This window comes from Pseudonocardia oceani (assembly GCF_019263585.2).
GTDB lineage: Bacteria > Actinomycetota > Actinomycetes > Mycobacteriales > Pseudonocardiaceae > Pseudonocardia > Pseudonocardia oceani.
This window is the reverse complement of the sequence record NZ_JADQDF010000001.1, coordinates 4,275,574-4,299,195: the sequence shown is the minus strand read 5'-3', so window position 1 is coordinate 4,299,195 and position 23,622 is coordinate 4,275,574. Positions and strand designations below refer to the sequence as shown.

Here is a 23,622-nt window from a genome sequence, read left to right as displayed (position 1 = left end):
CAGCCTTCACAGCAGGTGCGGCGCGGTGCGGAACCGGCACTCCGGGTCGACGGGCGGGTCGGGGATCTCCGGGATCTCCGCGCGCTCGGCCAGGACGGCGTCGTAGACGTCGGTGATCCGCCCCGCGACCACCGGCCACGACCACAGCCGGTGCACGTCGGAGTGCGCCCGCGCGACCAACCGCCGCCGCAGCGCGTCGTCGTCGAGCACGCGGCGGATGCCGGCGGCGAGCGCGGGCGGGTCGGCGGGCGGGACGAGGACCCCGTTGTCGTCGTCGTTCCCGCCCGCCCGGACGCAGTCGCGCACCCCCACCACGTCGGTCGACACCACCGGCAGCCCCGACGCCATCGCCTCCAGGATCGTGTTCGAGAACCCCTCCGCGTAGGTGGGGCTGACGAAGACCTCACCGCGCCGGTAGACCTCGTGCGCCCGCTCGTAGGGCACGGCGCCGAGCAGGTCGACGTCGGCGCGCAGGCCGAGCTCGTCGACGGTCCGGGCCACGAGGTCCGTGTCGGGCCCGATGCCGGAGACGAGCAGCCGCACGGCCACGTCGTCGTCGCGCAGCAGGCGCACGGCCTGGAGCAGGTCGAGCACGCCCTTCCGGGCGTCGACGCGACCGTGGTAGAGCAGCACGGCGGGGTCACCCACCGGCGCGACCGGCTCCCCGTCGACGGGCGTGAACCGCTCCGCGTCGGTGGCGCCGGGCACGAGCGTGAACCGCCCGGCGTCGATGCCGTGGCGCTGCGCGACCTCCGCGGCGAACGACGGCGAGCCGATCAGCAGCGCGGGAGCGTGCGCGAAGACCCCACGGACGAGATCGCGGTGCGTGGCGCAGCAGGTGCCGACCCAGTGCCCGTCGCCGCCCTGCACCGACACCACCGCGGGCAGCCCGGCCTCCCGCGCGGCGCGCAGCACGGCGAGGCCGTTGGGGTAGGCGTACTGGGCGTGCAGGACGTCGAAGGGCTCCTTCTCGTGCAGGTCGAGGACGGTGCGGGTCATCGTGTCGACGTCGCCCTCGAAGTCGGCCCGCTCCCCGCGCCCGACGGCCTGCTCCCCCAGCGCCTCCAGCGCCACGACCTGCACGCCGTCGGGCACCCGGTCGGCGGGCGGTGGACCCCCGCCGTAGACGGCGCGACCGGCCTCGTCGCCGCGGTACTGCGACACCATCGTCACCTCGTGCCCGACCCGTACGAGGTGGCGCAGCAGGTTCTCCGCGTAGGCGCTCATGCCCGAGACCGCGGGCCAGTAGCGGCGGGACACGAAGCCCACCCTCAATCGACGCCGGCTCATGCCGCCACCCGGCTCTCCGCCTCGCGCAGCGCGGCGAGCGCAGCGGGCACGAGGACGTCGGCGCGGTGGGAGTCGCGGGACAGCTCCAGAGACACCAGCCGCCGGTAGCCGACGTCGGCGAGCGCGCCCAGCACGGCGGGCAGGTCCATGTCGCCCTCGCCGGGCGCGCGGTGCTCGTGGCGCCCGCGGGGCATGTCCTCGACGGCGCACGCCCCGAGGTGCCCGGCGAAGGTGCGCACGGCGTCGGCGGGCTCGTGGGCGCCCGAGACGATGCAGTGGCCGGTGTCGAGCGCGAGTGCGAGGTCCGGGACGGCCTCGTGCAGGCGCGCCCAGTCGTCGCAGTCGTCGACGAGCATCCCGGGCTCGGGCTCGAACGCGCAGGTCACACCGGCACCGCGGGCGTGCTCGACGACCTCGCCGACGCCCTCCACCAGCCACTCCCACACCTGCGCGCGGTCGATCTCCGGCGCCGGGACGCCCGCCCAGAACGAGACGGCCTCGCTGCCCAGCTCGGCGGCGACGTCCACGCAGGTGCGCAGGAACGCGACCCGGACGGCGCGCCCGTGCGGGTCGTCGGTGACGAGCGTGGGCTGGTGCTTGTGACGCGGGTCGAGCAGGAACCGCGCCCCGGTCTCCACGACGCTGCCGAGGCCGAGCGACTCCAGCTGCTGCCGCAGCGCGCGCGTGCGGGCGGGCAGCGCGGGGGCGAACGGGTCGTGGTGGTGCACGTCGAGGGTGAGCGCGACGCCGTCGTATCCGGAGTCGGCGAGCAGCGTGAGCGCGTCGTCGAGTCGGTGGCTGGTCAGGCCGTTGGTGTTGTAGGCGTACCGGAGGGTCATGCGGTGCTCCTCGCCAGTGCGTGCCGGGTGGGTTCGCGGTAGAGGGGGTAGAGCGGGCCGACGACCGCGGCGACGGCATCGAGGTCGAGCCACGCGTCGTCGCCGAGGCGCTCGCGGCCCTGCGCGGTGAGCACGACGGGCGCGGCGCCGGGGTGAGGTGGCGACCCGAGGCCGGCGAGGTCCCCGGCCCGGTCGCTGCGGGCGCGCAGCTTCTGCACCCCGCGCGCCCCGATCCGGCCGTAGGACATGGTCTCGACCTCCAGCCCCGGGACGACGACCTTCGCGCTCACCGCCCCGTCGCCGCGCGCGAGCACCACGAGGACGTCGAGGTCGGACAGGCGCTGCAGGAGATCGTCGAGCAGCGCCGCCGGGTCGTCGAGGGAGCCCGGAGGGACCGTCGGGAGGTCGGTGAACGGGACGGTCCGGTGCACGCCGAGCACCGTCGGCGCGAGCAGGTCCTGCAGCTCGGCGGCGCTGCGCCGCGACCAGTCCCGCATCGCCGCCAGTGCCCGCGGCTCCTGCTCCGGTACCGGGGACGCCAGCTCGCGCTCCCAGTAGGCGGACGGGGCGAGCGGGCGGACCCGGTCGAGCGGGCCGTGCGCGAACACCTTGCGCGAGCGGGCCGCCGCGTACTCCAGCAGCGCCTTGCGCAGCGCGGCCTCCCGGTCCGGGTGGCACGCCTCCCCGCACGCGGTGACGGCCAGCGGCTCGGCGTCCGGGTCGGCGTCGACGCCGACGACGTGCACGTCGGCCAGCCCGAACTGCGTCGACGCGAGCTTGGCCAGGACCGTGATCCCGGCGTCGCGCAGCTGCCCGAGCACGCGGCGCGTGACGGGGTCGGTGACGCCGTCGAGGTCGAGGACGGTGCCCTCGTCGAGCGCGCGGAACGCGGTGCCGTTGCCGTCGCGCTGCAGCAGTTCCAGCAGGCCGTGGGCCACGGCGCGCTCGGCGGTGTCGCCGGCGCCCGAGCCGTTGGTGATCACCGTGATCAGCCGCTCGGCCGGGTCCTGGCCCGCGACGTCGGGCGCCCAGGACGCGCAGAACTCCGCCGGAAGCCGGACGGCCTCACCGGTGCGCCAGCGCGTCGCGGGGAGCCAGGTGCGGGGGCGGTCGTCGTCGACGACGGTGCCGGCGGGCAGCACCAGCTCCCGGGGGTCGACGACGCCGCGCCCGCCGAGCTCGCGGCGCAGCTCCGCGTACGACGCCCGGCGCGGGGTGAGCGCGCGCAGGTGCCGGTGCAGCAGCGCGGCCTCGACCAGCTCGCCGTAGGCGCCGGTGCGGGCCTGCTCGACGGTGTCGCCGTAGCCGAAGGAGCCGAACCGCGGGGGCCCGGTGACGTCCGCGGCCACCACCGGCACCCCGACGCGGTCGGCGCCGGAGATCGGGAAGTCGCCGGCGTCGTCGTCGCCCAGTGCGGCGCGCAGGAGGTCGGCGGTGCCGACGGCCGCGGCACTCACGTCAGCTCCTCGAGCGGCACCGGCCCCGCCAGCGGCTGCCGCCCGAGGTGGTGGTCGAACAGCGCGAGCACCTGCTTCTGCGTCACGGGCGCGGCGAACTCGAACGGCGTGGCGACGGCCTCGAAGTCCAGGCGCTCCACCAGCGCGCGGGCCTCGCGGATCTCGTCGTGGGAGAGCGGGATCTGGGCGTGGTAGGCCTTGTGGCAGCTGAGCCCGACCGGCCGGTCGCCGTCGAGGTCGACCTTGAGCAGGTCGCCGACGAACAGGATCCCGCGGCGCTCGTCGTGCAGGACGGCGTGGCCGGGGAAGTGGCCGCCGGACCGGTGCATCACCAGTCCCGGCGCCAGCTCGTGGCGCGCGTCGGTGGGCCAGGTGACGACGAAGGCCTTGGTCCAGGCGAGGTCGCGGACGTCGATCGCGAGGACGGGCGGGGCCAGCTCGTCCTGCAGCTGCCACAGCGCGCCGTAGCCGTGGACGTGGCTCGCGCCCAGCGCGACCAGCCCGCCCCGCCGCCGCAGCTCGGCCAGCGCCTCGGGCGGGTAGAAGCCGGCGCCCTCCCAGCCGACGGGCCCGGCGTCGGTCTCCAGCACCCAGCCGGTGGTGCCGAGCCCGATCTGCGGCTCGCACCAGAACCCGGTGACCCCCGGCGCGACCTCGGCCCAGCGCGCGGTGCGGTCGGCGAGGTCGTCGGGCGTCGTCCAGGCCCAGCCGTCCTCGGGCAGGGCGTTGCGGACGTCGGTGCACACCGGGCAGGACGGTGGTTCGGCGAACCAGCGCTGCCAGTGACCGCAGTTGTCGCACGAGTAGGGGCGGAGGGGCATGTCAGGTCCTCTCGAGCGCGGTGAGCAGCAGGGTGTGCAGGGCGAGGTCGCGGTGCAGCGGGTAGGGCCAGTCCGCCGTGCCCGCGACCGCGGCCGAGAACGCGGCGAGCTGCGCTGTGAAGGGACTGGTGGTGGTGTCGAACGGGACGTCGACGGCCTCGCCCGTGGTGGCGTCGATCCGGGTGAGGGTGCCGCCGGGGGTCTGGCCGAGGGTGTCGACGGCGACGAGCTGCGCGCGCGTCCCGACCACCTCCAGGCGGCGTCGCGGGAGGGCGTCGGGCGTGGCGAAGGAGACGTGCGCGGAGTACAGGACGCCGCCCGCGGTGTGCCCGGCGAGGACGCCGCCGTCGTCGACGGGGTAGTCGTGGACGCGCGTGCGGGTGAGGACGGAGAGCGCGACGAGGTCGTCGCCGCCGAGCAGGGTGCCGACGAGGTCGACGCCGTGCGGGGCGAGGTCGATGACCGCGCCGCCGCCCGGGTCGACGCGCCAGTTGTGCTGCGGCGCGCCGTCGGGCGACCAGTCCGGTGGCAGCCAGCAGCCGTAGACGATCCGCACCGCGGTGACCGTGCCCAGCTCCCCGGCCGCCACGATCTCCGCGATCCGGCGGTGGGCGGGGTGGAAGCGCTGGTCGAAAGCGGTGCCGGCCAGTGCGGGGGCGGCGTCGACCAGCTCCTGCGCCCCGGCGACGTCGGGGGCGAGGGGCTTCTCGCAGAGCAGCGCGAGGCCGGAGGAGGCGACGGCGGCCACCACGGCGGGGTGGGTGTGGGTGGGGGTGGCGAGGTAGAGGGCGTGGAGGTCGGGGAGCTGGAGGAGGGAGTCGAGGGCTTCCGGAGTTGCAGGAAAGCCACGTTCCCGCAACGTGGTGGCAGGAACGTGGCTTTCCTGACCCTCGGGGAGGGCCCCGCCGTACGCCGCCACCGCCGCCCGCGCCGCCACGGGGTCCCGGTCGTGCACCCCCACCACCCGCGCGCCCGCCACCGCCCGTAGCCCGGGCAGCACGTGGTCGCGCGCCACCCAGCCGCAGCCCACGACGCCCCAGTTCACGGTTCCGTCCACGGCCCCGACCACCCTCACCACCGGTCCGGCAGGTCGAGCAGCAGCCGGCGCCGCACGGCGTCGGCGACGGGCAGGGGCGTCCAGCGCTCCGGGAAGTACCGCTCCGCCCGCGGGCCGTACTCCTCCGCCCACCGCACGTGCGGCCAGATCCGGCCGCGCGGGCCGCCGGGGTCGCCGTAGAGGGGGTTGGGGCGCAGGGACGCGCCGGGCGCGGGCCGCAGCAGCGTGCGGTCGGGCGGGACCGCCGCGTCGTCGTCGGCCAGCCCCACGGCCTCGGTGCCCATCAGCTCGGCGGGCGTCGCGGGCAGCGGGATGCGGTCCTCGACGGCCGCGGCCGTCAGCTCCTCCTCCGCGTAGGTCGCCGAGCCGGGCAGCAGCGCCGTCCACGCGGGCGCGTCGAGCGGCAGGCCCGAGCGCCCGGCCGGGTGCTCGGCGTTGTGGCAGTGCCCGAGCAGCACCGCTCCCCCGTCGCCCGCCGCCGCCCGCGCCCGCTCGACCACCCGCTCCTTGTCGGGCAGGAAGTACAGCGCGTCGTGGCAGGCGACGTGCCGCGGCCGCTCGGGCGGGGGCAGCGGCCAGGGCGCGGTGAGGTCGGCGCACACGAGCGACGCCGCCCCGGCCGGCAGCACGAACCGGTGCGCCAGCCACAGCTTCGCGAACACCACGTCGACGCCGACGAGGTCGCGGTGCCCGTGCGAGGCGAGGTGGCGCAGCAGGTGCCCGGCCCCGCAGGCGAGGTCGACGACCGGACGCCCGGCGGGCGGGTGCGCGGCGGTGAGCGCGAGAGCGGCGAGCCAGCTCGGGTCCGACCACCGGTGCAGGAAGTAGACGCCGACGCGGCCGAGTCCGAGAAGCGTCACGGCGTCGCGCAGCGTCCGCGAGTGCAGCGCCGCCCGGAGCCGCTCCGGGGGCGGTGGCGGCTCGTCCCACCAGTCGTCGGCGTCGGCGAGCAGGGCCACCGCCGCGCCGTCGGGGTCGCCGTCGTCGAGCGCGGCGACGGCCCGCTCCCGCACCTCGTCACGCCCGGCCCGCAGCCACGCGATCCCCGAGACGACCGGCCAGCGCCGCTCCCCGTCGGTGAGGGTCGCCCGCGAGTCGGCGCGCAGCGGGGTGCCGTCGGCGGCCACCCAGGCGGATGCGGTCACGACCCGGCCACCGCGAGACCGGCCGCCGCGAGGACGGCGTCGTGGTAGCCGGTGACGGGCCCGGCGTGCACGAGGTCGAGGTCGTCGAGCGCCTGCGCGGGGGTGAACGCGGCCGCGCGGGCGTGGTGGTGGACCTGCAGCACGCGGTCGAGGACGTCGGCCGCGTGGAAGGCCCGCCCGACCGGGGTGTCGGCGTCGGCCCGCAGCGCGAGCAGGTCGCGCACGCGCCCGGCCAGCGGGTCGGGCAGCGTCGCGAGCTCGCGTTCGGTGAGCCGCTCCACGAGCGGGTCGAGCTCCGCCCCCAGCAGCGTCTCCCCCGCGAACCCGGCGTCGGGCAGCGCCGCGTTGTGCAGGTGGTGGGCGAGCCCGAGCAGGAACACCGCGCCCGGGTCGGCGCCGAGGTCGTCGGCCAGCAGCGCCCCGAGGACGGCGACGGCCCAGCAGTGCTCCGCGTGGTCCTCCGGCGGCTCGACGACGAGCCGCGGCCGCCCCGGTGCGGTCGCCCCCGCCCGCGGCTGGCGGCGCAGGGCGTCGACGAACGGGGGCGGCGCCACGGGCTCCACCGCCACCGGCGGGGCGACCCGGACCCGGGCCACCGTCGCGGGGTGCAGCGGACCGGCCACCTCGTCGATCGCCCGCCGCAGCACCGCAGCGGGGTCGGCGACCCCCGTGGCCGCCAGGACGTCGGCGTCGATCCCGGCCAGCCGGGCGCCGGCCAGCGCCGCCGCGCACTCCGCGTCCGCGACGGCGCCCTCGTCGGCGCCGCCGAGGACCGCCGCCCAGGCCCGCGCGAACGACCGGTCCGCCACCGAGCCCTCCGCGTGCGCGACCCGCACCCGCTTGAGGTCGGTGACCTCCCGGAACAGCGGTGTCACCGCCGCCAGCCGCGCGGCGGGCACCTCCGTCACGCCCTGTCCAGCCAGTCCAGCAGCACCTGCTCCTGCAGGTGCAGCGCGTGCTCGGGCACGCGGCCGTCGGACGTCATCGGCTGCTTGAAGAAGTACCCCAGCTGCTCCTGCGCGCCGCCCTCGCCGCGCCGCGCGGCCTCGGCGACCAGGCGCACTAGCTCCAGCACCAGCGGCGCCGCGAGGATCGAGTCCCGGCACAGGAAGTCGATCTTCATCTGCATCCGCTGGCCCATGAAGCCGACGAGGTCGATGTTGTCCCAGGCCTCCTTGGCGTCGCCGCGCGGGCGGTAGTAGTCGATCCGCACCACGTGGTCGCCGACGTCGTAGCCCAGGATCGAGTCGAGCACCGACCCCTTCGTGTCCAGCTTGCTCGCCAACGACGACGGGTCGTCGAGGATCTGGCCGTCGCGGTTGCCCAGGATGTTGGTCGAGTACCAGCCCTCGACGGTGAGCGCGCGCGAGCGGAACGCCGGCGCCAGCACCGTCTTCACCATCGTCTGCCCGGTCTTGCCGTCCTTGCCCGCCACCGGCACGTTCTCGCGCGCGGCCAGCTCCAGCAGGGCGGGCACGTCCGGGCCGAGGCTCGGGGTGAAGTTGACGAACGGGCAGCCCTCGGTGATCGCGGCGTAGGCGTAGACCATCCCGGGCGTGATCACCGGGTCGTCGAGGTCGAGGCCCTTCTCGAACGTGTCGAGGTCGCCCAGGATGGCCGACGTGCGGTCCGGCCACGACTCGGTCGAGGCCAGGTTGACGACGACGACGGTGTCGAGCGACCGCTCCTCGCGGAAGCGGCGCAGGTCGTCGCGCAGGTGGGCGACGCGCTCGCGCAGCGGCCCGACGGGCACGACGTTCGCGCCGACGGCGTTGCGGCAGTAGGCCGGGTCGGCCACCGCGGGCCACGGCGTGATCGACGCGAGGGGCTCGGCGACGGCGTCGAGCTGCGCCGGCTCGATGACGCGGTGCACCGCGGCGGCCTTCGCGAGGTCGCCGCCGTCGAGATCCCACCCGCCGAACACCAGCGACTCGTAGGGCGCGAGCTCGGTGCGATGCGCCAGCGGGAGGCCGTCGGTACCGATCGTGCCGAGCCGGAGCTGCTCGATGCCGGCGACGGCGGTCGTCGCGACCGCCCCGCCCAGCCCGATGATCGCGACCCCGGTCCGGGGGCCGGTTACCTCTGCCATGGCTGTCCCTCTCGTCGACCTCTCGCGTCACTGCGAAGGGACTGGTACCCGCCCACGACCAGCGGAATCGTCACTCCGGTGCACGGTCGACGCGCGAGTGGCGGAAGGAGTACCTACTGTCGTAGAGGGGTGGAGTGCGGCGCGGCGTCCCGGTGCCGAGCCGTGTTCCGGCGATCCCGGAAGACGGTCCGCGAACCCGGTTCGGGCCGCCGCACCGCCCGGGCCCGGTGTGATCTGTCTCCTACCGGGCCACGCCGTAGGCTCGTCGCAGTGCGCACCGTCCTGCTGGACCTCGACGGCACCCTCGTCGACTCCGCCGCCCTCATCACCACGCACCTGTCCGCCGCACTGGCCACGATCGGGGTGACCCGCACGCCGGCCGAGCTGCTCCCGCTCGTCGGCCCGCCGTTCGAGACGGCGCTGCCCGCGCTCGGCCTCACCGCCGAGCAGACCGCCGCCGCGATCACGGTCTACCGCTCCACCTACGACGCCGTCGCGGCCACCCGGACGCCGCTCTACCCGGGCACCGTCGGCCTGCTGGAGCGCCTGGGCGGGCTGCGCCTGGCCATCGCCACGTCGAAGCCCGAGCACGTCGCCCGCCGGATCGTCGACGGCGTCGGCATCGCGGGGTTCTTCGCCCTCGTCGGCGGCGCCGACCAGCCGAACGGACGCCTGGGCAAGGCCGCCGTCATCGCCTCGGTGCTCGAGCGGCTCGGCCTCGACCCGTCCCGCGAACCGGTCGTCATGGTCGGCGACCGCCACCACGACGTCGACGGCGCCGCCGCCTTCGGCATCCCGACGATCGGGGTGTCGTGGGGCTACGCCGGGCCGGGCGAGCTGGTGGGGGCGCAGAAGGTCGTGGCCGACGCCGACGAGCTCGCCGACACCCTCACCGGCGACGCGACGTGGTCCCGGTGAGCGCTCATCCGCCGGGCGTCTGCACCCAGCCGTAGCTCCGGTTGACCGCCCGCCCCCAGTTCTCGTGCTCGCGCCGGCGCAGGCCGGGGTCCATCGCGGGCTCCCACGCCGCCGCGCGGTGCCAGTTGGCGCGCAGCACCTCGACCCCCGCCCAGTGCCCCACGGCGAGCCCCGCCGCGTAGGCCGCCCCGAGCGACACCGCCTCGGAACCCAGCGGGCGCTCCACCGGCACGTCGAGGACGTCGGCGACGAACTGCATGAGCAGGTGGTTGGCCGTCATGCCGCCGTCGACCTTGAGGCGGGTGACGGGCACGCCGGAGTCGAGGTTCATGGCGTCGACGACCTCGCGCGTCTGCCACCCGGTGGCCTCGAGCACCGCTCGGGCGAGGTGTCCGCGGTTGATGAACGACGTCAGCCCGACCATCACGCCGCGCGCGTCGGGGTGCCAGCGCGGCGAGTACAGCCCGGAGAAGGCGGGGACGATGTAGCAGCCGCCGTTGTCCTCGACGGTCTCCGCGAGCGTCTCGATCTGGGCCGCGGTGCCGATCATGCCGAGCGAGTCGCGGAACCACTGCACGAGCGAGCCCGTCATCGCGATGGCGCCCTCCAACGCGTACACCGGCTCGGCGCCCGTCGCCATGGGGCCCAGCAGGTACCCGACCGTCGGGATCAAGCCGTGCGTCGACTCCGCGATCCGGGCCCCGGTGTTCATCAGCAGGAACGCGCCGGTGCCGTAGGTGCACTTCGCCTCCCCGGGGGCGAAGCAGGCCTGCCCGACGAGCGCGGCCTGCTGGTCGCCCAGCGCCCCCGCGACCGGCACCCCGGGCAGCACCGACGTGCACGTCCCGTAGACCTCGGCGTTGGAGCGGATCTCCGGCAGCATCCGGCGCGGCACGTCGAGGACGTCGAGCAGGACGTCGGACCACTCCAGCGTGCGCAGGTCCATGAGCATCGTGCGGCTGGCGTTGGTGACGTCGGTGACGTGGCGGCCGCCGTCGGGGCCACCGGTGAGGTTCCAGATCAGCCAGGACTCCATCGTGCCGAACAGCAGGTCGCCGGCGTCGGCGCCCTCGCGCGCGCCGGGCACGTGGTCGAGGATCCAGCGCAGCCGCGGCCCGGCGAAGTAGGTGGCCGGGGCGAGGCCGCAGACGGCGGCGATCAGCGGGGCGTGCCCGTCGTCGGCGAGGCGGGCGACGATGCCGTCGGTGCGGGTGTCCTGCCAGGTGATCGCCCGCGAGATCGGGACGCCCGTGCGTCGGTCCCAGACGACGGTGGTCTCGCGCTGGTTGGCGATGCCGAGCGCGACGAGGTCCTCGGGGCCGAGCCCGGCGCTGCGCAGCGCCGCCGGCACGACCCGGCCGACGTTGCGCCAGATCTCGGCGGCGTCGTGCTCCACGAGCCCGGGCGCGGGGTAGTGCTGGCGGTGCTCGCGCTGGGCGACGGCGAGCATCCGACCCGAGCGGTTGAACAGCAGGCAGCGCGTGCTGGTGGTGCCCTGGTCGATCGCGGCGACGACCCGCTCCCGCATCACGCCCGCCACCCCCTCACGGCGTGCCCACCACCAGCGAGGCCGAGATCTCCCGGGCCGCGGCGACGAGGTGCACCGCGACCGCCGGCCGCAGCTCCCCGCCGATCCCGAACAGCTCCTCCACCGGCCCGACGACGCCGATCGCGCCCGCCACCAGCCCGCCGCTGCCGCGCAGCGCCGCCGCCGCTCCCCCGGTGCCGGGCTCGAACTCCCCGCTGTCGCCCGCCCAGCCCCGCCGCCGCGCGACCGCGAGGTGGGCCTCCAGCGCGGGGAGCGACGCGCAGGTGCGCCCGGTGTAGGGCGTCAGCGACAGCTCGCGCGGGGGCGGCGTCGCGACGGGGGCGAAGGCGAGCAGGCACTTGCCCAGCGCCGTGGCGTGCAGCGGCTGCTCCTCGCCCGTGCGGATGGTCTGCGGCGTGCCGTCGGGGCGGAAGACGTGGTGCACCAGCCGCACCGCCCCGGCGTCGGGCACCCCGATCTGCACCGCGAGCCCGGTGCTGCCGGCCAGCGAGTCGGCCCAGTTCAGGGCGCGGGCGCGCAGGTCGTGGCGGTCCCAGCCGCCGCGACCCAGCTCGCGCAGGGCGTCGCCCAGGACGTAGCGCGAGGACGGGCCCTGCTCGACGAACCCGACCTCCCGCAGCGTCCGCACGATGCCGTGTGCGGTGGGACGGGGCAGGTCCAGCGCCGCGGCGATCTCGTTGATGCCCAGCGGCCGGTCGGTGCTGCCGAGCAGCCGGAGGACGGCCGCGGCGCGCTCGATCGACTGGATGGAACCCGGCACCCGACCCACTGTAGGACCGATGTGTGATCTGCGGCCGAACGGCGGTTCGACAATGTCGAACACCTCGCGTTGACCCCGATCGTGGCCGTTCCTAGTTTTCGGTCACGGCCTGCTGTGGGGGTGGGCCGATGAGAGAGGACTTCGCTGATGAAGAACTCGTTAGTCGGGGAGCTGAGTGCCGAGTTCCTCGGCACCATGATCCTCATCCTGTTCGGTGTCGGTGTCGTGGCGCAGGTCGTCACCACGCCCGACGGCAGCCTCGGCGACCACGACTCCATCACCTGGGCGTGGGGCATCGGCGTGACGCTGGGTGTCTACGTCGCGGCCCGGCTGTCGGGGGCACACCTGAACCCGGCCGTCACCATCGCGCTGGCGGCCTTCAAGGGCTTCTCCTGGCGCAAGGTGCTGCCCTACTCGCTCGCCCAGACCGCCGGCGCGTTCGTGGCCGCGCTGATCGTGCGCTTCGTCTACTCCGACCTGATCAACAAGGTCGACCCGATGCACACGGTCGCCACCCAGTTCGTCTTCTCGACGCTCCCAGGCAACGGCGCGGACGGCGTCGGCATCGGCACGGCGTTCTTCGACCAGATCGTCGGCACCGCGATCCTCGTCTTCGTGATCTTCGCGCTGACCACGGCGGCGAACAACCCGCCGATGGCCAACCTCGGACCGGTGGTCGTCGGCCTGCTCGTCGTCGGCATCGGCATGGCGTGGGGCGCCAATGCGGGCTACGCGATCAACCCGGCGCGCGACTTCGGCCCGCGGCTCGCCTCGTACATCACCGGCTACCAGACGGCGTGGGTGGACCAGAACGGCACGCCCTACTGGTGGTTGCCGATCATCGCGCCGATCATCGGCGGCCTGATCGGCGGAGCCCTGTTCAAGTTCATGATCGAGGGCTTCCTGCCCGCCGAGGCGGAGGAGGTCACCGTCTCGGAGCCGACGGTGCCCGAGCCGCGCGGCACGGCGACCGACACCAACCAGAACGCGTAGAGGAGAGCCTGATGGCCGAGTTCGTCGGAGCAGTCGACCAGGGCACCACCAGCAGCCGCTTCATGATCTTCGATCACAGCGGCAACGAGGTGGGCCGCCACCAGCTCGAGCACGAGCAGATCCTCCCGCAGGCGGGCTGGGTCGAGCACAACCCCGTGGAGATCTGGGAGCGCACCTCCGCGGTCATCCAGACGGGGCTGAACAAGACCGGCCTGTCGTCGTCGGACCTGGTGGCGCTGGGCATCACCAACCAGCGCGAGACCGCCGTCGTGTGGAACAGGCGCACCGGGCGCCCGCTCTACAACGCGATCGTCTGGCAGGACACCCGCACCGACCGCATCGCCACCGCCCTGGACAAGGACGGGCGCGGCGACGTCATCCGGCAGAAGGCGGGCCTCCCGCCGGCCACCTACTTCTCCGGTGGCAAGATCCAGTGGATCCTGGAGAACGTCGACGGGGCCCGCGCGCTCGCCGAGAGCGGCGACGCGATCTTCGGCAACACCGACACGTGGCTGATCTGGCACCTGACCGGCGGCGTCAACGGCGCCAATGGGAAGGATGCCAGCCACGTCACCGACCCCACCAACGCCAGCCGCACGATGCTGATGAACCTCGAGACCCTCGACTGGGACGACGAGCTGCTGAGCTTCTTCGACATCCCACGGCAGATGCTGCCGGAGATCAAGCCCAGCTCCTGCCCTGGCGGCTACGGCTCGACGCTCACGAACGGCCCGCTCGGCGGCGAGGTGCTCATCACCGGCGACCTCGGCGACCAGCAGGCCGCCACCGTCGGCCAGGTCTGCTTCGCCCCCGGCGAGGCCAAGAACACCTACGGCACCGGCAACTTCATGCTGCTCAACACGGGCACCGAGCTCGTGCGCAGCAAGGCGGGGCTGCTCACGACCGTCGGCTACCAGTTCGGCGACGATGCGCCGGTCTACTGCCTGGAGGGCTCGATCGCCGTCACGGGGTCGGCCATCCAGTGGCTGCGCGACCAGCTCGGCATCATCTCCGGCGCCTCGGAGAGCGAGACGCTGGCGCGCCAGGTCGAGGACAACGGCGGCGTGTACTTCGTGCCGGCGTTCTCCGGGCTGTTCGCGCCGTACTGGCGTTCCGACGCCCGCGGCGCGATCGTCGGCCTCTCGCGCTACAACACCAACGCGCACCTGGCCCGGGCCGCGCTGGAGGCGATCTGCTACCAGAGCCGCGACGTCGCCGAGGCCATGGAGAAGGACTCCGGGGTGCACCTGGAGACGCTCAAGGTCGACGGCGGCGTCACCGCCAACGAGCTGTGCATGCAGATCCAGGCCGACGTGCTCGGCGTGCCGGTCAGCCGGCCCGTCGTCGCGGAGACCACGGCGCTGGGCGCGGCGTACGCGGCGGGTCTCGCGGTCGGGTTCTGGAAGGACACCGACGAGCTGCGGACCAACTGGAACGAGTCCAAGCGCTGGGAGCCGCAGTGGTCGGCCGATCAGCGTGACTCCGGTTACGAGCAGTGGAAGAAGGCGGTCACCCGGACGTTGGACTGGGTAGACGTGGGCTGACGGATCCGACCCGCGTACGAACGGACGAAAGGACACACCATGAGATCGGTCGCGCTCTCCCCGCAGGCCCGTGAGGCCGCGCTGGAGGCGATGGCGTCGACCGAACTCGACGTGCTGGTCGTCGGGGGCGGTGTCGTGGGCGCGGGAGCCGCCCTCGACGCCGCCACCCGGGGGCTGACCGTCGGGCTCGTCGAGGCCCGCGACTTCGCGTCGGGGACGTCGAGCAGGTCGAGCAAGCTCATCCACGGTGGCCTGCGCTACCTGGAGATGCTGGACTTCCGGCTGGTCGCCGAGGCCCTCTCCGAACGCGGGCTGCTCATCGAGAAGCTGGCGCCGCACCTCATCCGGCCGGTGCCGTTCCTCTACCCGCTCAAGCACCGCGGGTGGGAGCGGTTCTACGCCGGTGCCGGTGTGGCGCTCTACGACGTGCTCGCGCGGGTGTCGGGCCACAGCGCCGGGCTGCCCCTGCACCGCCACCTCACCCGCGGCGGCGCGCGCAAGATCGTGCCGTCGCTGCGCAAGGACGCCCTCGTCGGCGCCCTGCAGTACTACGACGCGCAGGTCGACGACGCCCGCCACACGATGTTCATCGCCCGCACCGCCGCGGCCTACGGGGCGCACGTGGCCACCCGGTCGCGCGTGGTCGGGCTGCTGCGCGAGGGCGAGCGCGTCACCGGCGCCGAGGTCCACGACCTCGAGTCCGGGCGCACGTTCAAGGTCCACGCCAAGCAGGTCATCAACGCCACCGGCGTGTGGACCGACGACACGCAGTCGATGGTGGGCGAGCGCGGGCAGTTCAAGGTCCGCGCGAGCAAGGGCATCCACCTGGTCGTCCCGCGCGACCGGATCCAGGGCTCGTCCGGGCTGATCCTGCGCACCGAGAAGTCGGTGCTGTTCGTCATCCCGTGGGGCCGGCACTGGATCATCGGCACCACCGACACCGACTGGGACCTCGACAAGGCCCACCCGGCTGCCAGCGCCGCCGACATCGACTACCTGCTCGACCACGTCAACGAGGTGCTGGAGCAGCCGCTCACGCACGCCGACGTGGAGGGCGTGTACGCGGGTCTGCGGCCGCTGCTGTCGGGCGAGTCGGACGCCACGTCGAAGCTGTCGCGGGAGCACGCGGTGGCCCACACCGCGCCGGGGCTCGTCGTCGTCGCCGGGGGGAAGTACACGACCTACCGGATCATGGCGAAGGACGCCGTCGACGCGGCCGTGCACGCCCTGGACGCGAAGGTGCCGCCGTCGGTCACGGAGAAGGTGCCGCTGCTGGGCGCCGAGGGGTTCACCGCGCTGAAGAACTCCCGCTACGTCCTGGCCGCGCGCTACGGGGTGCACGAGGCCCGCATCGCGCACCTGCTCACCCGCTACGGGTCGCTGATCCACGAGGTCCTCGACCTCGTGGCCGCCGACCCGTCGCTGGGCGAGGAGCTCGCCGGGGCGCCGGACTACCTGCGCGCCGAGGCCGTCTACGCGGCCTCGCACGAGGGGGCCCGGCACCTGGAGGACGTCCTCGCCCGCCGCACCCGCATCTCGATCGAGACCTTCGACCGGGGCATCGGGTGCGTCGACGAGGTCGCCGCGCTCCTCGCCCCGGTGCTGGGCTGGAGCGAGGACCAGGTGGCGCGGGAGGTCGAGCACTACCGCAAGCGGGTCGACGCCGAGCGGGAGAGCCAGAAGATGCCCGACGACGAGACCGCCGACTCCGCCCGCATGGGGGCGCCGGAGGTCGTGCCGCTGCGCTGACGCGCCCGTGAGTGGCAACCGTGCCTGAGGGCACGGTTGCCACTCACGACTCGCTGGCGTGCCCGCGTGAGCGCCCCGCTGCGCGTCGACCGCGAGTCGCGGGTCCTGCGCACACCATCGCCTTCGCGCTGCTGCACTGGGAGTTCGACCGCGGCGGAGCCGCCGACCCCGACCGGGAACCGGCGTTCGTCGACCACCTCTACCTCTCTTTCACCACTCCGCCGCGTTCAGCCCCACCGACACGCTGCCGTTCCCGCACCGGGCGAAGGGCGCGATGCTCGTGCGGGCGCTGGTGTCGCCGGTGACCGTGGCGCTGGTCGTCGCGCGGGCGGTCGACGTGCTGGGCTGAGCGGCCGGGGCCTAGCGTGGCGGTGGTGAGCGACCTGATCTCGATCGACGACATCCTCGTGGCGGCCGACCGCATCGCCGGCCACGTGGTGCGCACCCCCACCGTCCCCTCCCCCGGCCTCTCCGGGCACCTCGACGCGCCCGTCACGCTGAAGCTCGAACTGCTGCAGCGGACGGGGTCGTTCAAGCCGCGCGGGGCGTTCCACAAGCTGCTGGGGCTGTCCGACGCCGAGCGCGCGGCCGGGGTCGTCGCCGTCAGCGGGGGCAACCACGGGCTCGCCGTCGCCGACACCGCGGGCGCACTCGGGATCGCCGCGACGATCGTCATGCCGGAGTCGGTGCCCGCGCGGGCGGTGCAGCTGTGCCGGGCCGCCGGCGCCGACGTCCGGCTCACCCCGGACATGTCCGGCGCGTTCGCCCTGCTCGACGAGCTGGTGGCGGGCGGGATGACGCTGCTGCACCCGTTCGACGACCGCGAGGTCGTGGCCGCGCAGGGCACGGTCGGGCTGGAGTTCGCGGCCGAGGCGCCGGACGTCACCGACGTGCTGGTGAGCATCGGCGGCGGTGCGCTGATCTCCGGGGTCGCCACCGCGTTCCCCGGGGCGCGAGTGTGGGGCGTGGAGACCGAGGGCGCCGACGCCATGACGCGCGCGCTCGCCGCGGGGGCGCCGGTGCCGATCGCACCGACGTCCATCGTGTCGACGCTCTCGGCGCCGCACGTCTCCCAGCTCACGCTCGACCACGTGAGCGAGCGGGTGGAGGAGGTGCTGGTGGTGTCCGACGCCGCCGCGGTGCGCGGCACCCTCACCCTCGCCGAGCAGGCGAAGGTGTGGGCCGAGCCGGCCGCCGGGTGCCTGGTGGCGGCGGCCCGGGCGGTGCTCGACCGCGTGGGCCCCGACGTCCATCTGGGCCTGGTCGTCTGCGGGGGGAACGTGACGGTGGAGGCGCTGGCGGGGTGGACGGACCGGTACACCGCCACCCCCTTCCCGGATCGGGCGCCGGTGCACTGACCGGGACGGCCCTCCGCGCGCTGGGATGGCGGGCTCGCGGAGCTTCGGGCCGCGGAGCGAGGGGCGGGCCGCCGAGACGCGGACGGCGCGCCCACAGCGGGAGCGGGATGGGGGTGGGCGGTGCGGGTGTTGGGGTGGGTGTGCGCACCGACGTGGTCGTCATCGGGGCCGGGCAGGCCGGGTTGTCGGCCGCGTCCGGGCTCGCCCGGGCCGGGGCCGACTTCGTCGTCCTCGACGGCGAGGAGGGGCCCGGCGGGGCGTGGCGCCACCGCTGGCCCACCCTCCGCGTCGACGACACCCACCGCATCCACGACCTCCCCGGCCTGCACTTCGACCCCCCCGACCCGACGCGCCCCGCGGCCGAGGTGGTGCCGGAGTACTTCGGCGACTACGAGCGCGAGTTCGGGCTGGGCGTCGAGCGGCCGGTGCACGTGCTCGGGGTCCACGACTCCGCACCGGACCTCCGCGTCGAGACCGACCGCGGCACCTGGATCACCCGCGCGCTCATCAACGCCACCGGCACCTGGACCCGCCCGTTCGTGCCCCGCTACCCCGGCACCTTCGACGGCCGGCAGCTGCACACCGCCGACTACCGCGGCCCCGACGACCTCGGCGGGAAGCGGGTGGTCGTCGTCGGCGGCGGCACCTCGGCGGTGCAGCTGCTGATCGAGATCGCGGCCGTCGCGGCCGACACGCTCTGGGTGACGCGCCGTCCGCCCGTCTTCTCCGACGACACCTTCGACGGCCGCGCCGCCGTCGCGCGCGTCGAGGAGCGGGTGCGGGCGGGGCTGGCGCCGGGCAGCGTGGTGTCGGTGACCGGGCTGCTCCGGACGCCGGCCGTCCGCGCCGCCGAGGAGGCGGGCGTGCTCGCCCGGCGGCCGGTGTTCGACCGCCTCGTGCCCGGCGGCGTGGCCTGGGACGACGGCGCGATCTGGGACGCGGACGTCATCCTCTGGGCCACGGGCTGGCGGGCCGCGCTCGGTCACCTCGCGCCGCTGCGCCTGCGCGGGCCGGGCGGCGGGATCGCGATGGACGGCACCCGGGTGGTCGCCGACCCGCGCATCCACCTCGTCGGCTACGGCCCCAGCGCCAGCACGATCGGCGCCAACCGCGCCGGGCGCGCCGCGGCCCGGGAGGTGCTGGCGCGGCTGGCGGGGGTCGGCGCGTGACGTCGCTCGCCGCGCTCGTCCGCGACGCCGCCGACGGCCGCTTCCCTCCCGCCGACGGCGGCTGGGTGCAGGTGCCGCCGTGGCGCGCGGGGCTCGAGGCGGTGCTGGCGTTCACCGGGTTCGCGGTGCTGGCCGTCGACGGCCCGCTGCCCCGCCCCGTCGACGGGTTCGGCGGCGCGCACGACCCGCGCCTGGTCACCGCGCTGGCCGGGCCGGACGGCTGGATCGACAGCCTCGACGCCCTGCTCGTCGCCCGCGGCACCGGCGGCCCGCCCGCCCTGCAGACCCGGCCCGACCTCGCCGGTCACCCCCGCGCCGCGTTCGCCCGCGCCGTCCGCGACGACGTGCGCGTCCTGGGCCGCGCCGACGGCGACGACCTCGCCGTGCTCGGCCGCGGGATCGCCGGCCTCACCGAGCTGAGCACGGAGGTGCCGCCCGCGCGCCGCGGCGGGGCCGGTCGGGCGCTGGTGCGCGACGCGCTGACCTGCGTGCCGGCCGGGGAGGTCGTGGTCGCGGCGGTGGCGCCGGGGAACGCGGCCAGCCTGCGGGCGCTGCTCGCGGCCGGGTTCACCCCGATCGGGTCGTCGCAGCTGTTCCGGCGCGCACCGGCGCCCTGACGCTGCCTGACCCGCCTCGCCCGGTTGCAGCAGGGCCACCTTCATCCCATGAACCGTCCACGAGGTGGCCTTGCTGCCACTCCGGAGCCCCCGAGCGGACTCAGCCGTCCGTCCGCACCTCACTGCCGTCCTGGCCCCACCGGGTGTGGAACTTGCCCTCGGCGTCGGTGCGCAGGTAGGTGTGCGCGCCGAAGTAGTCGCGCAGGCCCTGGATGAGGTTGGCCGGGCCGCGCTCGCGGCGGTAGCCGTCGTAGTAGCTCAGCGAGCTCGCGAACGCCGGGATCGCCACGCCCTGCTGCGTCGCCGTCACCACCACCCGCCGCCACGCGTCCTGCGCGTCGGCGACGGCCTCGGTGAAGTAGGGCACCATCAGCAGGTTGTCGATGTCGGGGTGCTCGGCGTAGGCGTCACGGATCCGGTTGAGGAACTGCGCGCGGATGATGCAGCCGCCGCGCCAGATCGTGGCCATGGCGCCGAGGTCGAGGTCCCAGCCGTTGGCCAACGACGCCGCCCGCATCTGCGCGAAGCCCTGCGCGTAGGCCACGACCTTCGAGGCGTAGAGCGCCTGGCGGATGTCGTCGACGAGGCCGTCGGGACCCTCGCCGGGCACGGGGCCGGCGAGCGTGGCCGCCGCCGCCTTGCGCTCGTCGCGCAGCGCGGAGAGCCCGCGCGCGAACACCGCCTCGGTGATGCCGGTGAGCGGGACGCCCAGGCCGAGGGCGTCGACGGCGGTCCAGGTGCCGGTGCCCTTCTGCTCCGCCTGGTCGACGATCACGTCGACGAGCGGGCCGCCCGTCCGCTCGTCGGTCTTGCCGAGCACCTTCGCGGTGATCTCGATGAGGAACGACTCGAGGTCGCCGGTGTTCCACTCCTCGAAGATCGTCGCGATCGCCGGGGCGTCGAGGCTGCCGACGTGCGTGAGCAGGTCGTAGGCCTCGGCGATGAGCTGGATGTCGGCGTACTCGATGCCGTTGTGGACCATCTTCACGTAGTGCCCGGCGCCGTCCGGTCCGACGTGGACGCAGCACGGGGTGCCGTCGACGACCGCGGCGATCGAGGTCAGGACCTCCTCGACCTCCGCGTAGGCCGAGGGGTCGCCGCCGGGCATGATGCTCGGCCCGAGCAGCGCGCCCTCCTCGCCGCCGGACACGCCGATGCCCATGAAGCGCAGCCCGTTGGCCGCGCACTCCTCGGTGCGGCGCCTGGTGTCCGGGAAGTGCGAGTTGCCGGCGTCGATGATGATGTCGCCCTCGTCGAGCAGCGGCGTGAGCTCGGAGATCACGGCGTCGACGGGCTTGCCCGCCTTCACCATCACGATGATCCGCCGCGGCTTCTCCAGCGCGGCGACGAACTCCTCGGTGGTCTCGGCGGCGGTGAACTCGCCTTCGCTGCCGTAGGCCTCCATGAACTCGCGGGTCTTCGCCGTCGTGCGGTTGTGCACGGCGATCGGCACCCCGCGCCGGGCGATGTTGCGGGCCAGGTTGGCCCCCATGACGGCCAGGCCGGTGACCCCGATGCGACTGCTCACAACTCTCCTCACGACGACGACGGACGATCGGCACTCCGGAGCCATACTGCTGTCTCGGACGCCCGAAAGCAGCAGGCCGGCTCCGAAGTGCCGATGAACACCCTAGAGCGAGGCCACCGCGGGGATGATCTCCTTGCCGATCAGCTCCAGGCGCTCGGGCTTCCACACCTCCGGGACCCAACCGTGCGCCTCGCTGACGCCTTGCGCGGCCAGGCCCTGCAGCTGTGTGAGCAGGGCGTCGACCTTCTCGCCCTTCTCCCCCGCGTCCAGCGGGAACATCACCGTCTTCTCGATGGCGTCGTAGTCGCGCCCGACGTCGGCGCAGTGGCCGCGCAGGATCTCGAGCTTGCGCTCCAGGTCCGGGCCGGCGAACAGGTTGCAGGCGTCGGCGTACTGCGCGACCAGGCGCAGGGTCTTCTTCTCCCCGCCCCCGCCGATGAGGATCGGCGGGCGCCGCAGCGGCGCGGGCGTGTTGAGCGTCCGGCCCAGCCGGTAGTGCTTGCCCTCGTAGGGCGCGTCGCCCTCGCCCCACATCTGCAGGCAGATCTGCAGGGTCTCCTCGAGGCGCTCGAACCGCTCGGCGGTGCCGGGGAACGGCAGCCCCAGCCCGTGCGCCTCCTCGTCGTTCCAGGCGGCGCCGATGCCGAGCCACGCACGGCCCTTCGACAGGACGTCGAGGGTCGTGACGAGCTTGGCCAGCATGCCCGGCTCGCGGTAGGTGACGGCGGTGACCCAGGCCAGCAGCTGGACGCGCTCGGTGCGCGCCGCGAGGTAGCCCAGCGTCGTGTAGGCCTCCAGCATGTCGTTCTCGATGGGGCCGACGGGCCGGATCTGCCAGACGTGGTCCATGACGCTCACGCGGGCGAAACCGGCCTCCTCGGCCGCCACGACGACGCGCGTCAGGTCGTCGGCGAGCCCGGCGGGCCCGTTCGGGTAGGTGAAGTCCGCGACGTGCAGACCGATCTCCACGGTGCTCTCTCTTCCGCGGCCGCCACGCGCGACCGCCCGTCACCGACGCTAGACCCGCCCGCGAGGCGGCGCCTGGGAGCGTCGATCCCACCCTCGCGACGGCGCCGCGTTCCGCCATCCGGTACGGCGCACTCCCCTCCGGCGGTGGGCGCGCCGTAGCGTGCGCGGGGTGGCGGACTACGAAGTGGTGCTCCTGCGGCACGGTGAGACGCTCGGCTACGACGGCGACCTCGGACTCACCCCCCTCGGCGAGCAGCAGGCCCGCGAGCGCGGCGCCGCGCTCGCCAAGGAGATCGGCCCGGAGACGACCGTCCGCATGCCGCACGCGCGCACCGCGCGGGCCATCGCGACCGCGGTCGGGCTGCGGGAGGCGCTGGTCGAGGGCGGGGTCGAGCCGGAGCCGCTGCACCCCGACCCGTGGTTCGACAACCTGCGCCACTCGCTGCACGGCCGCGGCGTCGACACCTCCGCGGCCGTCACCGAGCGGCTGGGCCTGACCGGCGACCTGCCCGACTGGGCGCGCGAGTACGACCGCTTCGACTCCGACTACCGCTCCGTCGCCGCGGCGGGCGGCCCGATCGAGTACTGGCTGCACAACCCGACGCTGTACTTCGAGCCGCCGCACGTCGCCGCGCACCGCTTCTGGCGCGGCATCGCCGAGGCGCGCGACGACACCGTCGACGACCTGCTCGTCGTCGTCGCCACGCACTCGGCGCCGATGCGCGCGTTCATGGCCACGACGCTGGGCCACGACCCGGGCGAGCCGCACAACCTGGAGGACATCCGGGTCCGGGTGCGGCCCGACGACACCACCGAGGTCGTGTTCCGCGGCACCACCACCGCGATGGCGGTGCCGCCGCACCTGCCCCCGTGGATCGACCGCGCCTGGTTCGAGTCCTTCGGGCGCTAGTCCCGTCAGATGTTCATGGTCTCCGGCGGGCGCCCGGGCGGGACGCTCCCCGCGCCGGGGGTGTCGCTCGCCGTCACCGGGGCGTCGAGGCCGAGCGTGTAGGCCGTCATCGACAGCGACCCGTAGGCGTACCCGTCGACGAGCACGTCGGTTCCGCTCCCGGACGCCGCGCCGAGCCCGGCGAGGTAGAGCAGCGGGATGAAGTGGTCCGGGGTGGGCACGGCGAGGTCGAAGTCGCGCGCGCCGGCGATCCCGGGCAGGGCTTCGGGCGAGCCCGTCATCGTGGCGCGGGCGGCGTCGTCGAAGCGCTGCGCCCAGTCGAAGCCCTCGTCGCGGCGGCGCGGGTCCATGCCGCCGAGGTTGTGCACGACGTTGCCGCTGCCGACGACCAGCACGCCGCTCTCGCGCAGCGGGGCGAGCCGCGCGCCGAGGTCGAGGTGCTCGTCGAAGGACTTGCCGGAGTCGATCGACAGCTGCACCACGGGCACGTCGGCCTCGGGGAACATGTGCGTCAGCACCGACCAGGTGCCGTGGTCGATGCCCCAGCTGTCGACGTCCTGGCCGACCCACGTCGGCTTGGCGATCTCCTCGACCTCCGCCGCCACCTCGGGCGCGCCGGGCGCCGGGTAGTCGACGGCGAACAGGTCGCCGGGGAAGCCGAAGAAGTCGTGGATCGTGCGCGGCCGCGGCATCGCGGTGACGGCGGTGGCACCGATGTACCAGTGCGCCGAGACGACGAGCACCGCGCGCGGCCGGGGCAGGGCCGCCCCGAGCGCGCGCCAGGACTCGGTGTAGCGGTTGGACTCGAGCGCGTTCATGGGGCTGCCGTGCCCGACGAACGCCGCCGGCATGATGGTCAC

Annotated in this window: 21 protein-coding genes; 8 read left to right on the top strand and 13 right to left on the bottom strand. The window is 74.6% G+C overall.

What is annotated here, in order from left to right; all coding sequences use genetic code 11:
* Window positions 1–6: 6 nt before the first annotated feature.
* The 8 genes from I4I82_RS21600 to I4I82_RS21565 are packed head-to-tail and all read right to left on the bottom strand — an operon-like array spanning window position 7 to window position 8,698.
* A complete protein-coding gene (locus I4I82_RS21600; RefSeq protein ID WP_226370183.1) occupies window positions 7–1,260 on the bottom strand; it encodes a glycosyltransferase family 4 protein in 1,254 nt (417 codons plus the stop codon).
* A 26-nt stretch (window positions 1,261–1,286) separates the two neighbouring features.
* Window positions 1,287–2,129 (bottom strand): sugar phosphate isomerase/epimerase family protein, encoded by an 843-nt coding sequence (locus I4I82_RS21595; protein WP_218594259.1) that lies wholly within the window; start codon window positions 2,127–2,129, stop codon window positions 1,287–1,289.
* Complete coding sequence (locus I4I82_RS21590) at window positions 2,126–3,586, bottom strand: YcaO-like family protein (RefSeq protein ID WP_218594260.1); 1,461 nt, start codon at window positions 3,584–3,586, stop codon at window positions 2,126–2,128. The genes I4I82_RS21595 and I4I82_RS21590 overlap by 4 nt, the downstream gene beginning before the upstream one ends.
* The gene (locus tag I4I82_RS21585) at window positions 3,583–4,407 is read right to left on the bottom strand and encodes an MBL fold metallo-hydrolase (RefSeq protein ID WP_218594261.1); all 825 of its coding nucleotides are present in this window, start codon (window positions 4,405–4,407) and stop codon (window positions 3,583–3,585) included. Before I4I82_RS21585 ends, I4I82_RS21590 begins: the two co-directional genes overlap by 4 nt.
* Window position 4,408: 1 nt before the next feature.
* Complete coding sequence (locus I4I82_RS21580) at window positions 4,409–5,464, bottom strand: Gfo/Idh/MocA family protein (protein WP_226370182.1); 1,056 nt, start codon at window positions 5,462–5,464, stop codon at window positions 4,409–4,411.
* 14 nt (window positions 5,465–5,478) lie between these two features.
* The gene (locus I4I82_RS21575) at window positions 5,479–6,609 is read right to left on the bottom strand and encodes a class I SAM-dependent methyltransferase (protein WP_218595969.1); all 1,131 of its coding nucleotides are present in this window, start codon (window positions 6,607–6,609) and stop codon (window positions 5,479–5,481) included.
* A complete protein-coding gene (locus I4I82_RS21570) occupies window positions 6,606–7,517 on the bottom strand; it encodes an HD domain-containing protein (protein ID WP_226370181.1) in 912 nt (303 codons plus the stop codon). Before I4I82_RS21570 ends, I4I82_RS21575 begins: the two co-directional genes overlap by 4 nt.
* A complete protein-coding gene (locus tag I4I82_RS21565) occupies window positions 7,514–8,698 on the bottom strand; it encodes an inositol-3-phosphate synthase (protein ID WP_218594436.1) in 1,185 nt (394 codons plus the stop codon). The genes I4I82_RS21570 and I4I82_RS21565 overlap by 4 nt, the downstream gene beginning before the upstream one ends.
* Before the next feature lie 270 nt (window positions 8,699–8,968).
* Here I4I82_RS21565 and I4I82_RS21560 point away from each other — a divergent pair, with 270 nt between their 5' ends.
* A complete protein-coding gene (locus tag I4I82_RS21560) occupies window positions 8,969–9,616 on the top strand; it encodes an HAD-IA family hydrolase (protein ID WP_218594435.1) in 648 nt (215 codons plus the stop codon).
* A gap of 4 nt (window positions 9,617–9,620) precedes the next feature.
* Here the strand turns inward: I4I82_RS21560 and glpK (I4I82_RS21555) are convergent, their stop codons facing one another.
* Window positions 9,621–11,144, bottom strand: a complete 1,524-nt coding sequence (gene glpK, locus I4I82_RS21555) for a glycerol kinase GlpK (RefSeq protein ID WP_218596512.1) — start codon at window positions 11,142–11,144, stop codon at window positions 9,621–9,623.
* 16 nt (window positions 11,145–11,160) lie between these two features.
* Window positions 11,161–11,925 carry an IclR family transcriptional regulator gene (locus tag I4I82_RS21550; RefSeq protein WP_218595968.1) on the bottom strand — a complete coding sequence of 255 codons (765 nt, stop codon included), beginning with the start codon at window positions 11,923–11,925 and terminating at the stop codon, window positions 11,161–11,163.
* 147 nt (window positions 11,926–12,072) lie between these two features.
* Here I4I82_RS21550 and I4I82_RS21545 point away from each other — a divergent pair, with 147 nt between their 5' ends.
* From I4I82_RS21545 to I4I82_RS21520, 6 genes are all read left to right on the top strand, one after another.
* Window positions 12,073–12,918 (top strand): MIP/aquaporin family protein, encoded by an 846-nt coding sequence (locus I4I82_RS21545; RefSeq protein ID WP_218593901.1) that lies wholly within the window; start codon window positions 12,073–12,075, stop codon window positions 12,916–12,918.
* Between the two features lie 11 nt (window positions 12,919–12,929).
* A complete protein-coding gene (gene glpK, locus I4I82_RS21540; RefSeq protein WP_218593900.1) occupies window positions 12,930–14,462 on the top strand; it encodes a glycerol kinase GlpK in 1,533 nt (510 codons plus the stop codon).
* Between the two features lie 39 nt (window positions 14,463–14,501).
* Window positions 14,502–16,211 carry a glycerol-3-phosphate dehydrogenase/oxidase gene (locus I4I82_RS21535; RefSeq protein WP_218593899.1) on the top strand — a complete coding sequence of 570 codons (1,710 nt, stop codon included), beginning with the start codon at window positions 14,502–14,504 and terminating at the stop codon, window positions 16,209–16,211.
* 374 nt (window positions 16,212–16,585) lie between these two features.
* A complete protein-coding gene (locus I4I82_RS21530) occupies window positions 16,586–17,569 on the top strand; it encodes a threonine ammonia-lyase (protein ID WP_226370180.1) in 984 nt (327 codons plus the stop codon).
* A 107-nt stretch (window positions 17,570–17,676) separates the two neighbouring features.
* A complete protein-coding gene (locus tag I4I82_RS21525) occupies window positions 17,677–18,738 on the top strand; it encodes a flavin-containing monooxygenase (RefSeq protein WP_218595967.1) in 1,062 nt (353 codons plus the stop codon).
* Window positions 18,735–19,355, top strand: coding sequence for an N-acetyltransferase (locus tag I4I82_RS21520; protein WP_218595966.1), 621 nt, complete (start codon window positions 18,735–18,737; stop codon window positions 19,353–19,355). The genes I4I82_RS21525 and I4I82_RS21520 overlap by 4 nt, the downstream gene beginning before the upstream one ends.
* 100 nt (window positions 19,356–19,455) lie before the next feature.
* Here I4I82_RS21520 and gnd read toward each other — a convergent pair whose 3' ends face one another.
* Together gnd and I4I82_RS21510 are read right to left on the bottom strand one after the other, a co-directional pair.
* The gene (gene gnd / locus I4I82_RS21515) at window positions 19,456–20,928 is read right to left on the bottom strand and encodes an NADP-dependent phosphogluconate dehydrogenase (RefSeq protein WP_218592106.1); all 1,473 of its coding nucleotides are present in this window, start codon (window positions 20,926–20,928) and stop codon (window positions 19,456–19,458) included.
* Between the two features lie 57 nt (window positions 20,929–20,985).
* The gene (locus tag I4I82_RS21510) at window positions 20,986–21,852 is read right to left on the bottom strand and encodes an LLM class F420-dependent oxidoreductase (RefSeq protein ID WP_218592107.1); all 867 of its coding nucleotides are present in this window, start codon (window positions 21,850–21,852) and stop codon (window positions 20,986–20,988) included.
* A 169-nt stretch (window positions 21,853–22,021) separates the two neighbouring features.
* Between I4I82_RS21510 and I4I82_RS21505 the strand changes: the two genes are divergently transcribed.
* The gene (locus tag I4I82_RS21505; RefSeq protein ID WP_218592108.1) at window positions 22,022–22,762 is read left to right on the top strand and encodes a histidine phosphatase family protein; all 741 of its coding nucleotides are present in this window, start codon (window positions 22,022–22,024) and stop codon (window positions 22,760–22,762) included.
* Between the two features lie 5 nt (window positions 22,763–22,767).
* Here the strand turns inward: I4I82_RS21505 and ygiD are convergent, their stop codons facing one another.
* Complete coding sequence (gene ygiD, locus I4I82_RS21500) at window positions 22,768–23,613, bottom strand: 4,5-DOPA-extradiol-dioxygenase (protein ID WP_218592120.1); 846 nt, start codon at window positions 23,611–23,613, stop codon at window positions 22,768–22,770.
* Window positions 23,614–23,622 lie beyond the last annotated feature (9 nt).